Below are 13,083 nucleotides of genomic sequence, written 5' to 3'. Positions count from 1 at the left end.
AGCCTGAACTACGAACCAAAAAAAAGAAAACCTTCCTTCCGGAAGGCTTTTCGAACAGGGTCTAGCTACTTGGAAGATGTCGCTCAAATCTAGGTACAAAGGCGCATGAATCTATGAGGATAAGTTAGCATGTTACCCATTTTAGACTTCTCAGCATTTCTTAAAAGTCCCTTTAGTACTGAGGGAAAAGAGTTTTCCAGGAACCTGGTTGAAACAAGTCGTGACTCGGGATTTTTCTTCCTGACTGGTCACGGAATTCCTGAACAACAAAGTAACGACCTGCTGACCGTTGCCCAGGAATTTTTTAAATTGCCTGAACAGGAGCGGCAAAAAATAGCCATCGTAAATTCACCTCACTTTCGCGGCTATACGGTGTTGGGTGACGAGCGCACCAATGGGAAAAGTGATTGGCGTGATCAGATTGATATAGGACCGGAAGAACCGGCCGTCGCCGTGGAAGAAAACGACCCCATTTGGTTGCACTTAAAGGGCCCCAACCAGTGGCCATCGAGCATACCGGAAATGCCTGTCACAGTAAATGCGTGGGCAAAGGAAATGGAATCGGTTTCGATGGAATTGTTTCGCGCGTTGGCGATGGGACTGGGTAAAGACTACCATTATTTTGACGATACCATGTCACCGGACCCTTATTCTCGAATAAAAATTTCGCGCTATCCGGGGCAGCCGGTTGGACCGGACTCCAAACAAGGATTGGGCCTACATCACGACTCGGGATTATTCACCTTTATTCTTCAAAATGAGGTCGTCGGGTTGCAGGTGGAACGCCATGGCGAGTTAATTGACGTTACTCCAGTTCCCGGTGCATTCATTGTTAATCTGGGTGAGATGTTTCAAGCTGCGACCAACGGATTTCTTAAAGCGACCAAGCACCAGGTCAAAAGCCCACCCCCTGGTCAGGAAAGAATATCAATCGCCTACTTTATGAATCCTCGACTGGACGCGGTGTTTAATCCGATTCCCTTGCCAGATAATTTTGCAGCATTGGCTTCGGGGGGACAGAATTCCGATCCGAATGACCCGATTTACTCAACCTACGGTGAAAACGTAATGAAGATTCGGATGCGTTCGCATCCCGATGTGGTGGCCGAACACTATCAAAACAAAAACTGACTATTACATTGTCCCGAGTCACTCACAAAGGTACGCAATATCCATTCCACAAGGGCGACAAAAGGGATATTTAACAACCTGAATCTCTCCTTGGTCGGTAGTCCCATTTCAATCAGGAGAGGATTAAAATGAGTCTGCTCCTTAATGATTAACAACGTGAAAGTGAGAGTAATTCCGAAGAAGCAAAGACCAAACCCGCATTCAAATATTGAGCAATAAGGTTTATTTCCTGTCTTGACCCCTTTGCTTGTCCCCTATGGTTTTGGCCTAGTTTTGAAATATTGAAGGAGGCGAATAGGCCGCTTCAGCCTTCGAAACGAAACTTCAATCACAATTGAATAGATATTAAAATGGCTTATACACCTAGCAAAGATTACAAGCGCCGTGAACGTGAACAAAAGAAGCGCGATAAGAAGATTGAACGCGATGCAGCCAAAGCTGCGAAGCTTGAAGAGGAGGAGAGATTGAAGGTTGCTCGGCAGATTGCGAGTAAGCACAAGGCCAAAGATCATTAGGGGTTTCCATCTGTAATTCGCTCAAACTTGTCTCCCTCAAGGGTCCACAGTTTCATGAGCATGAAATGCCGCATCTCGACTAATTGTTCTTGGTGAGGTGGATCCTATGACAGGTTGTTGATTTCATCTGGATCCTTCTGAAAATCGAACAATACTTATCTGCCATCCAGGCAGGTCCGCTGACATATTAGTCGTCAGAGGTGGTCTTGGGAGGCCGTCCTTGATGTTTTAGGTACCGTTCCTTTAAAGAGGGAAAAAAGTCAAACGGCCCGGCTTTTACGAAGAAGGGTAGGGAAGTCAGTAAGTATAAAATCCTTTGCCAGTTTTTCGTCCCAGCCAACCCGCTGCCACGTAACGGCGAAGAAGTACGGGCGGACGATATTTAGAATCTCCGAATTCCCGATGATAAACCTCGCAAATGGACAGCAGGGTATCGAGACCGACAAAATCAGCAAGTGTCAGCGGACCCATTGGATGTCCCAAACCTAATTTAACGGCGTTGTCTATGTCTTCTTTGGTGGCGATTCCTTCCTCGAATGCGAAGATAGCTTCCACCAGGAGCGGAACAAGAATACGGTTAACAACGAATCCCGGAGTGTCTTTGGCCTGCACTACCGTTTTTCCAAACTGCTCTCCTAACCGGGTGACCGTTTCCACCGTTTTGTCATTTGTGGCGATACCTCGAATGACTTCCACCAGTTTCATGGCAGGCACCGGATTGAAGAAATGCATGCCTACCACCCGTTCCGGTTGCTTCGTGGCAGCCGCAATATTTGTGATGGAAATGGATGAGGTGTTGCTCGCCAACACGGTCGTTGGCGGACAAATCGAATCCAGTTGCGTGAACAAAGCGCATTTGAGGGGCTCTTGTTCGCTTATCGCTTCAATAACAACGTCAAGCCTGGCAAAGTCGTTGAGCTCGGAGGTGGTTTGAATGCGGGCCAGGATCACATCGACCTCTTCTTTGAGCAAACCCCGCTCATTGGCTCGCACCAATCCTTTCTCGATCTTGCTTAAAGCGCCTTGCAGGGCCTCAGCTTGCTGGTCTGTAATCAAAACTCTAAATCCAGACTGAGCCGCAACTTGCGCAATGCCTGCTCCCATTAGTCCAGTGCCGATAACTCCAATTTCTTCCACAGTTAATCCTTTTATTTAATTTGCTGATCTAATCCTTCGGTTTTTCCCTAACTGTGAAGGTCAATCGGTTTATAGCCGCCTTTGGATTTGAAGTAGAAAAAGAGGATCAGGTAACAGGCGAGCATGAAACCGGGCAGAATGGCCACCTTGGCAAAGCTTCCTTTTTTACTGGCTTTCTGAATCGCACTCAGTTGTTCCTGGCCGCTTGCCCCAAGGGCAGCTGCGGCCTCCAGGTTCAGACTTGGAACTTCACCAAAAATGGTCTGTCGTCCGTCGCCATTGATCTGTTCGTAAATGGCCGGAGCGTTAGATGATAGTTGTGCATCAACTTCGCGATCCTGGAGAACGCCCATGAAGGGAGCGCCAATGATTCCCATGCCCAGTACCCCAACTGCGGATACCCCGTTCAAAGTAAGAGCACCTCCTTTGGGAAATTGCTCAGATACCATTCCCAGCGTTGTTGACCAGAGAAAGGTTTTACCAATGGCGTAAACCGTTGCTGCGATAACGACTACGAACGCGGCTGCTTTGGATAGGAACATTAAGCCAACGATTGCAATCGCTGCACTGAGAACCAATAACCCAATGGGAGAAAACTTGTGGACGATCGGACCGGCGTAAAAGCGCATGATCGTCATAATGGTCGATACGTAAATAAAGACCCAGGTCGCGCCTTTGGGGGATAGCTCCGCTCCCAAGAGGTCGGGCATCCATGAGTCGGTACCCAATTCGGTGGTAGCCAGTGGACCCATGGTTAGGAGAATCAAAAGGAACATCCAGTTACCTGGTCCACGCGTATAGAGGCCAGCCAGTACCGCAACCACGGCTGCGACTCCTACAGGAACGGTCCAGTTGAGTTGGACGCCGGCTATTTGTGCGACACCCATGGTCATGAGCCAGCCGATGATAAAAAATCCAATCGCACCTACTTCACCCAGCATATCCCGATAGGGAATACCTGCGGCAACCCGTTCATTGGGTGGAAACTTACAGGGAAGAATAAGAATGGTGTAGATGATTACGGGTATGAAACACATACCGTATTTGAGCTGCCAGTCCAAGCCGCCCAGTAAAACTGTAAAAAGTGCGCCAAGAGCCATTCCTGCCGGCCAGCCAGCATGGAGTATGTTTAACCACTTTGCTTTATTTTCGCGGAAGACTGTTGCTACAACAGGATTGATAAACGCTTCGACAATCCCATTGGCTATCGCGACCAGGAACGTCGCCCAATAGAGGCTGGTAAACCCGGTTGCGAAAATTGTTAGCAATAGAGAGGCGACGTGGCAGACGATGGCGATCACTGCTGCGGTTTTGTAGCCGATCTTATCTATGATCAGGCTAAAGATGACGATACTGATCGCGAAGGGCCACAAGCCGACTCCCAGGATCGTGCCTTTCTGGGCTTCCGATAAATCGAATTTTACCGCCAGGTCTCCGATCACGTTGGCGCGGACGCCAAACACAAACGAGGTTGCGACCAAGGCTACAAAACACGCCCAGAAAATCTGTTTCTTGGTGCGTTCATCCAGTGGGGTATTACTTGAGATAACTGTCATAGGTTTTTTCTTCAGGTTGCGATGCGGATTGTCGGGAGTAAACTTCTCATGGCAACTCTTTCCTTAGGTTGAGTTCTCTTTCCAGGCGGGATTCATTAAATCGTTATTTTTGGATTCCTCAAAAAAAATAAATCTTTCGAGATCTGAGATTTGAACTGTTTCAAATTATTTTGGCTTTTTAAAACTACGGTGATCGGCATTTTGCAAATTGATATTTCTGCGTTCCCTAAACTCCAGGATAAATTAGCAGTTTATCAAAACCTAAACCTCTAATAAGCTCTAACATGCAAACGAAACCATTCTATCGTCTTAGCTGCGCTTTTCTTGCTTGCGCCCTTCTAGGAACGCAAATTCATGCTCAACAAGAAAGCGAGGAAGAAGAACTCTATGAACTGAGTCCTTTTACCGTTCAAGGAGAGGACAGCCAGGGATACTCGGCGACCTCAACCTTGGCCGGAACCCGTATCAAAACCAGTCTTCGCGACGTTGGGTCCGCCATAACGGTCCTTACCCGGGAGATTTTTGACGATACCGGGGCTACAGATGCAGGCACCGTATTGGCCTACTCGACAAACACCGAGGTGAGTGGTCCTCAGGGAAACTTTGGTAATCCGGATTTTTCCGGAGATAGGGCCAATCCATCCGCGCAACAGAGAAGTCCCCAGGATTCGCAGCGTGTCCGCGGACTTGCCCAGGCGACTCTTACCCGCGGTTATTTTTTAACCGACATTCCTTTCGATGATTATAACACCGACCGTGTAACGATTAACCGCGGACCGAATTCTCTTTTATTCGGTATCGGGACTCCGGGGGGTATTATTAACAATGGATTAAGGCTGGCCACTCTGAGTGAGAGCTTTGGGTCTATTGGAGTTCGTATTGGTGAGAGAAGCAGTCACCGCGAGACTTTGGATGTGAACCAGGTGATCATCGAAGACCGCGTTGCCGTCCGCATTGCCTTTTTAAACGAGACCACGAACTACCAGCAACGTCCGACCTATGAAGATGATCAACGCTTCTACATCGCCTTTGAAGCGACGCTGGCCAAAAACGAGAATTCCGATGTGTTTGGCCGGACCATACTGCGCGGCAATTTCGAAGACGGCGAGATCGATGGATCTCCACCCAGCATTCTTCCTCCAGTAGAAGGTATTTCCAACTGGTTTTCTTTGCCTGATCGCGGGACTTACCAGGCAATTACAGGTACCACTTTACCAGCCTATATCGACAATGGAACCTGGTCTCCCAAGTTGATCGTGGATTCTAGCAAGGGTCGCCCCTTTGCCAGTTACCCAGCGCCAGTGGGTGATTACCTTTCTATCCAGCTTCCAATCGTTTACCAAACACCGACCTCCCAGGTTGCCAGCGTCGGTTTGGCCAGTAATTCTAATATAGCCGGTGTTATGGGCCGGGTTATCTGGAGACCTGCCACCAGTGGTGGCCGGGTTCGTTACGACACGATTGGTTCGCGTTCTTTGGTTAACACCGGCACGCTTCCGGGATTCAGAGGTTCCACCATCAACGACACTCAAGTTCTGGATAACCGCAAATTGAGTCTCTTTGGAAATCTTAATCATACGAATCAGGAGTTTAGTGCCAATAACCTGGCCTTGGAACAATCCTTCTTCAATGGCAAGGCCGGTATCGAATTGGCCTATGACAAACAGAGGCACAACAATTACGCGAAACTCCCTTTCGACCAGGATACCGCTGGCAATGGGGGCGCACTTGACTTGTGGGTGGACATGAATTCTCACCTCTCCAACGGCGAGGCGAATCCGAACGTAGGTAAAGTAGCCATCAGAACTCGTGGTAGCCCACGTCGCTACAACCAGGTAGACCGCGAAGCCAAACGTGCAACCGCGTTTGTTGATTTCGACCTTACCCAAAGAGACGGTTGGACCAGTTGGTTGGGACGCCATGTTTTTACCGGTTTGTATAATGAGCAGGAAATTGAACACAACCGCCGTGACCGGGCTTCTACCTGGACGGATGCATCTCCTGCCACCGATGTTGCTAACATCCTATTTGCGAACAAAACCCAAGGTCGTATTTTTGTGCCTGGTGTTTACTACCTGACCGATTCTTTGCTGGATTCTTCCATCCAGAGTTTCAGTGATGTTCGTTTTACCCAGGCAGTCACCTCGCCGACTCCTATGGCGGGCGAAGTCTATCGGATGAGTTACAACATTCCACGGACGCCGCAACTGATAACAAACGCCGATGGCCAGATCGGATTTATTGATGACTTCCAGATTGAAGATACACTTTGGATCGGAAACCGCACCATGCAAAATATTGAGTCACAGGCTGTGAGCTGGCAAAGCTACTTCTGGGATGGAAACATCGTAGGGCTGCTCGGCTGGCGTAAAGACAAGTCAGACAACTTCGAGTTGGCCAGCCCGACTACCGTTCGTCTTCCGAATGGTGAGGTGGATGAAGCTTCGCTGATTCTGGGGGACAAACCCAGTCTTTCGGTTGAAGGGGAAACTATCACAAAAAGCATTTTGGCTCACATGCCGTTTGAATTGCCTGGCGGCACGGAAATCAGTTTCCACTACAATGAATCGGAAAATTTTGCTCCCAGTGGTGTGCGCCGCGATGCGCTCAATACCGTACTACCTAATCCAACAGGTACGACAGAGGAATACGGAGTCACCTTCGAGTTCCTGGATCGCAGACTTTCGGCTCGTTTGAACTGGTATGAGACCACCAGCGATTACTCCACAGCAGACGTCGGAGGTGCCAGCGGCGGGGCGAGTTACTGGATTGGTATCATGGGCGGATTCTGGCACACCGATGCTGAATTGTCGGGATTTCCCATTGAGCAGGCCACCAGTAAGTTCAACAGTTACCAGGAAGTATACGACGCCATTGAAAGCATCATTCCTCCGGAACTCTGGAAAGTGTACAACATTCAGTTAGGACCTTCAGGCTCCACCATTGAAAGCATTAAAGGACTTTCTGCCACCGAGTCGTTTATTTCAGAAGGCGTTGAGCTCGAGCTTGCCGGAGCCATTAACGATAACTGGAACGTGTTTCTAAATATTTCCAAGCAGGAGTCCACGCGGTCCAATATTGCGAATGCTGCCTTCGAACTTGCCCAGACTATTGCCGAGAAAGCCAAAGCTGCAAATCTTTGGGATCTCAAACAGTCTCCTTCTGTGGGCGATGCCGTGACGGGTGGAGTAGCCTTCACCAACAATACACTTATCCCGCTGGCTGGTGCCAAGACGAGAGAGAACACCGTGGCGCTTGAACAACGGAAATGGCGGGCAAACTTAATCACCACCTATAATTTCAATGATCGTGGGGACTGGTTGAGCGGTATCGGTTTGGGAGGAGCACTTCGCTGGCAGGATGCAGCGGCAACCGGATACGAATTGGATATTAATTCAGACGGGCTTCAAGTGCCCGATTTGAACAACCCGTTCTTCGGCCCCGCAGAATTGAATGGCGACCTATGGGTCAATTACAGGTGTAAATTAATGGATGGTAAGATCGATTGGAAAATCCAGCTGAACATTCGCAACTTGATCGGCGATCAGGATATGGTCCCTGTGGTTACCAATCCGGATGGGATTGTGGCGGTAACGAGAAACCCTCCTTCGAAAGAGGTCTTCTTATCAAATACCTTTAGTTTCTAATACACAGAATTGAGCTTATTAGTGAGTTTTAGTTTGTAGTTCATTGGGTGGTTTCCGAAGGGGTTCGGAAACCACCGAGAAGTCAAAAAGGCGACTCACGAATTTTCGTGGTCGCCTTGGCTTTTAATGTAGTCGTTTAAAAATCGGCGTTCCTGATTTGGAATAATAAATGCCGTCTTTGAGGAGAAGTTGGGTTACCGTTTTGCCACTTCGAAATATACGGTAGGATTTATGCCGTAAATATCCTGGGAGCGAAAGCCCAGCTTGGCATCCTAAGAACCGAACTAAATCAACCAGGCGTTCGTAATTGCTTCGAATCGCGGCGTAAAGCCGCTCCTACAGTTTAAGCGAGAATCTTCTACTATCTGTTGTGAAACAACTGACTCAATGCTTCCAGCTTTTCATCACTCAAATAGGCGTAACGATTAATCCATAGTCGGTTTTTGGATGCGGCTAAGACAGCGCCTGCCCGTTTCTGGAAATCTTTCACCGGACCGTAGGCGTGAGCAATCGGCCAGACCGGCGTATCGCCTGCCCAGGATTCAACTTGTGTTTGACGCCGGGTAAATGACTCCAGGTCGACGAGATGGTTTTCGTCGCGTTGTGGGTATTCGAACTGATCGGAGCTGGCTGGAGTAGGAGAGTAAGCGTCGAAGCCCTTTACCAGGCATTCGGCGAGTAAGGATTTTGAAAGCTCTGGGTTTTTCTCCGTCAAAGAGTCAGCGTAATTCCGCAACATCATCGACCAGTGCATGGTGTAGTACTTACAACTGATCGCATCCACGGTTTTCGCGGCTTCGGCATAATTGAACCCACTTAGGTGATTCCAAGGTGGGGGAAAAGCACTCGGGAAAAGTATTTTGTTTTCTCCAACCGCCGATTTGAATCGTGCCAGAAGATTGGATACGAGGGCAGTTTTAAGTTCCAGCCAGGGTTTGACTCCTGGCCACTGGTCGAAAAAGGAATCGGGTGAACTTAGGAAACGCTCCATCGCAGATTGATCCAGTTGTTCGGTCAGGAAGGTGTACAAGCTCCCGACCGACTTTCTCATGGATTCGAAATCAATTCCTCGTGACTCAGCGAATGCTTTGGCATGGTCGCCGAAGTCAAGGAAGGTGGATTCCAGGAAGTAGGGTGGATACTCGGGCCAGTCACAACGTATACCATCTATGTCCGGATACTGCGTCATCAGATCGCGGATGAGTGCTTCTCCGTAGTGGATAATATGCGGGCTTGCGAGCGAACCGTTTTTATCGAGTCGTTTGGTCGGAATAGATCCATCGGGAAGACGTGCGCGATCGTCATCGACCGGTCCACCAAATTGAACGCGCAGTCCAGGAGGAATCGCTGCCTGGATTTGAAAATAGACTTTCACCCCACGAGCGTGTGCTGCCTGAATAAAACGATCGATCACCGCGCCTTCACGGCGAGTCAGGTCGGTGGTTTTCTGAGGTTGGTAACGGAGGCCCTTGTAGAGCTCCAGGTTCGGTTCGAAACTGGGTGTCGTATTGACCCAAACTTCATTCTTTCCCCAGAGTGGTCGTTCGAGAAGGCGGGCCAGGCCCTTGTCGGAATCGGCGGGCGGTTCTCGCTCTCCTCCCTGTCCCCCGGGGCACTCTTCCATGAGATAAGGCGAAGTGGATACGGCTGTTAACGGGAGGCGTTCAAGCAATCGATCGAGAAGCGCTTCTGGGCCCTCGCTCTGAATGTATTCCGGGAGTATGGTGATACCGAGCATCGTTAGCTATGTGACGTCTAGAAGGTTTGGATAAGGATCTGTTGGGATACCAGTCCGTTTGTCTCCGATGGACTTTTTTGTAGGAGCGGGTTTATCCCGCGATTGCTCGGTGCAGCCTCAACACTATCGGGGGATAACCCCCCTCCTACAGTTTGGTGAAATTGTGTAATTGTTATTTCTAAATACATACTCGATGTCGCGAATGGCGTTTATGTTTAGCCGATAAACTTGAAATAGAATCCGAGCAGTCCGGTGAAGAGAAGAAATACGCCGGAAATTATTAGTGCAGAAAACAAGGTACCGTGCATCTGGAATGTTTTGGGTAGGTTGCGTCTGTCTGCCCATGCCACTCCAAGGCACCATGCGCCACAGCCCGTTGTTCCACCCAGTAAGGCTGGTATAGCTACAATCGTTATCGGGTTGGAAAGCGTTTTAACGATGAGTCCCAGCCAGATCACGCTGATCCCGATGATCGAGGTGCTCAGGATGATCCACTTTTTGAGTCGATCGACGGTTATAGGGTTAGCGGTTTTCTGAAAAGGAAGGATTCCTTCATAAATGCTTTTGGTCCAGACGTCGAAGGTCGCAAACAGTGTTCCACCAATCGCCGCGATAATTCCAATCCGGTAGAGGATTAAAAGATAGGGGCTTAGCGCAGTGAGGAATTTCTCCTGATGCGTGAGCAAGTCGAATTGATCAGGAACCAGGTGAGCCTCATGAAGAATAACCGCACCGAGGACCATGAAGGCGGAAGAAAAAATGAATATAGCGAGAAACGATCCACCTACGTCGATCTTGATAGCGCGTAACCAGTCTCGGCCGTTTGTCTGATTTTCTTCACTCTCATCAATCGGTGGAAAACCGTCTTTTGTAGAGTGGTCGTAAACTTCTTGTTCTGCGAACAATCCCCATTTCTTGTCTCTTAAAAACCCAAAGTAACCGATGTAGGCGGGCAGGCCGCCTCCGATAATTCCGATGTAGGTTACCAGCTCGATCCAGGGAGCTTTCTTGGCTATGTTCGGGTAGGAGGTATGTATCCATTCCTGATAGCTTGGAATGACCGGAACCACCATGCCTTTTATTAAAGCGATTGGATCGGGTTGACAGGCAATGGCCGCGATTACAATACACACCAGCAAAACCGCAACTATGACAATTTGAGTGATTTCCAAACGCTTATACGTTTGATTCCAACTGAATGCGGCCGCGACCAGCACAAGACCGGTAGCCCAGGCACGCGTGGAAAAATCGGACGATTCACCCTGGCCCAGCATCCAGGAAATAATCGACCCAACGGATATAGAAAGTGCCGCGAGCAGGAACGGTAGGCAAACCGCTGTCATCAGGAGTAGCACAATGGGAAACCAACCGCGTGGACCGGGCAGTTGCATCCAACTCTGCATAGGATGCTCACCAGAGATCATCATATACCTAGAGGAGGAATAGAGCTGAATGGCTTTCAGGATCAGGCCGATTGTGAAACACCACAAAATGGCATAGCCAAATATCGCGCCTCCGCGGGAAGCAAAAATAGTTTCACCGGTGCCGATAGAAACAGAGGCAATAATGATCCCGGGCCCGAGAAATCCGATGGATTTCCACCATCCCTTGCCAGTTAATTGACTTGGGGGCTTGGGGAAACGAATGGGAAACATTGAAAAGAAGATTGAAGTCGGTGTTTGGAAGGACTGTCAGATGTCGGGTTGGTTTTACTGAGTGTCCTGGTAGGTGTGGTAAGCTTAGCTGGGTGGATCCGAAAGAACTGAACCTTTGCGAGAGTCATCATTAAATGCGATACCTTATAAGCGAAATATTATTATTTGAAACAGTTCAATAATGTTTCAGGATTCCTGGATAAACACCCCTAACACCATTTGTAATGAATCCCCCCAGTCGTATTCGGCTTAAAGATATCGCGAAGGAAGCTGGCCTGAGTGTATCGGCGGTTTCCATGGCATTGAAGAATGATGCTTCGATGTCTCCCAAAACCATTGAGCGCGTAAAACTATTAGCCAGGAAAATGGGCTATACACCCGATCCGGCGTTATCAGCCTTGTCTGCTTACCGCAGCAAGTTGCGTATTAAGAATCAATTTTCGGTCATTGGGCTGGTAACCAATTGGAACAAGCGGGACAGCTGGTCGGGTAAAGCGAACCAGAAGGAGGTCATTCGAGGGGCTGAAGAAAGAGCTCTCCAATTAGGTTATTCGCTTCAACCATTCTGGGCGCGGGAAGATGGGGTTTCGCCGAAACGTTTTAGTCAGATTCTCCGGGCGAGAGGCATTCGAGGACTTATTTTGGCCCCGTTTGAAAACAACGACGACATACTGGATCTCGAATGGAAACATTTCTCAGTGGTGACAATCAGTCGACCCTCTCAATACACTTTGTTTCACCATGTCGTACAAAATCACTACATGGACATGTTGAAGTGTTGGGAGAAGTTATCCGAGCGCGGGTACAGTCGTGTTGGACTGGTGGTGCAAAAGGAGATCGACGTTCGATGGAGTAACCAATGGGACGCTGCGCATATCTTTTCTCAACAGCAATCAGGTAAACCTGAAGATGCGATCCCAATACTCAGGGTAGAAGGTGATGATGACCTCGAAGCTATTCGATCGTGGTTATGCGCCCATCGACCTGAAGTGGTCATTAGTCGCTGCCATCATTTTCTTGAAGCTGTCAGACTGGAAGGACTTCGCATCCCTGAAGATATTGCCTATATCAGTCTGAATGTGAATGAGGACATTGAAAATTCCACCGGTATCCGTCACCGTAGAGACATGTTAGGTGCCATGGCAGTGGATGTGTTAAACAGTCTTCTTCAGAGAAATCATAAAGGCCCCGACGACGTTTCACTAGGAACCCAAGTCGATGGCATTTGGGTGGAAGGGAACACGCTGCCTTCCAGGCTTGAAGTTTTCTGAATCGGAATGAGAACCTATTGTCGTCAAAGTGGGTGCTATCGAAATCTTGAGGAGGATGGGAAATTGTAAATCGGAGATTAGTTTATTGAATCGCAACTGGGTTTATTCCCCGCTGCTTGCGACGCGCTGGCATTTGCGATGTATGTGTCGTTCCTCGGTACATCCAACCCCGAAGCCCGTAGGGTTGGATTGCCATGATGCCCGGCTGCTGTCTCCCGCAGTCGACTACCGAGGAGTGCAACGACGACACCTCAACGAACGAAGAGAGAATAACAAGTCGAGGGCTTGCCCGGGGGTGGCAATTCAAGGGTGAAGATATTCATATAGGAAGTTGTTAGGTAGGAGCAACTTTAGTCGCGACAGGTGGTTCTTCGCTATTTTTAGTGGAATGAACAAATAAATTGTTTGAAGGTGAGGACCTATGAGTCCTGAA

Annotated in this window: 8 protein-coding genes; 4 read left to right on the top strand and 4 right to left on the bottom strand. The window is 48.9% G+C overall.

The features are described from left to right. Positions 1-129 precede the first annotated feature (129 nt). Positions 130-1,131 (top strand): isopenicillin N synthase family oxygenase, encoded by a 1,002-nt coding sequence (locus O3C43_22040; GenBank protein ID MDA1069176.1) that lies wholly within the window; start codon positions 130-132, stop codon positions 1,129-1,131. A 350-nt stretch (positions 1,132-1,481) separates the two neighbouring features. Then, positions 1,482-1,646 (top strand): hypothetical protein, encoded by a 165-nt coding sequence (locus O3C43_22035; GenBank protein MDA1069175.1) that lies wholly within the window; start codon positions 1,482-1,484, stop codon positions 1,644-1,646. Positions 1,647-1,943: 297 nt separating this feature from the next. Here the strand turns inward: O3C43_22035 and O3C43_22030 are convergent, their stop codons facing one another. Continuing rightward, entirely contained in the window at positions 1,944-2,783 is an 840-nt protein-coding gene (locus tag O3C43_22030; GenBank protein MDA1069174.1) for a 3-hydroxybutyryl-CoA dehydrogenase, read from the bottom strand. A gap of 47 nt (positions 2,784-2,830) precedes the next feature. Continuing rightward, positions 2,831-4,339, bottom strand: coding sequence for an MFS transporter (locus O3C43_22025; protein MDA1069173.1), 1,509 nt, complete (start codon positions 4,337-4,339; stop codon positions 2,831-2,833). A 284-nt stretch (positions 4,340-4,623) separates the two neighbouring features. Between O3C43_22025 and O3C43_22020 the strand changes: the two genes are divergently transcribed. Continuing rightward, positions 4,624-7,986, top strand: a complete 3,363-nt coding sequence (locus tag O3C43_22020) for a TonB-dependent receptor plug domain-containing protein (GenBank protein MDA1069172.1) — start codon at positions 4,624-4,626, stop codon at positions 7,984-7,986. A 361-nt stretch (positions 7,987-8,347) separates the two neighbouring features. Here the strand turns inward: O3C43_22020 and O3C43_22015 are convergent, their stop codons facing one another. Beyond that, on the bottom strand, positions 8,348-9,724 hold the full coding sequence (locus O3C43_22015; GenBank protein ID MDA1069171.1) for a hypothetical protein: 1,377 nt from the start codon (positions 9,722-9,724) through the stop codon (positions 8,348-8,350). 215 nt (positions 9,725-9,939) lie between these two features. Then, entirely contained in the window at positions 9,940-11,379 is a 1,440-nt protein-coding gene (locus O3C43_22010) for an Nramp family divalent metal transporter (protein ID MDA1069170.1), read from the bottom strand. Positions 11,380-11,603: 224 nt separating this feature from the next. Here O3C43_22010 and O3C43_22005 point away from each other — a divergent pair, with 224 nt between their 5' ends. Further along, entirely contained in the window at positions 11,604-12,650 is a 1,047-nt protein-coding gene (locus O3C43_22005; GenBank protein MDA1069169.1) for a LacI family DNA-binding transcriptional regulator, read from the top strand. Positions 12,651-13,083: the final 433 nt, after the last annotated feature.

Source organism: Verrucomicrobiota bacterium (genome assembly GCA_027622555.1).
Taxonomy (GTDB): Bacteria; Verrucomicrobiota; Verrucomicrobiia; order Opitutales; family UBA2995; genus UBA2995.
This window is presented reverse-complemented; position numbering and strand designations above follow the sequence as displayed.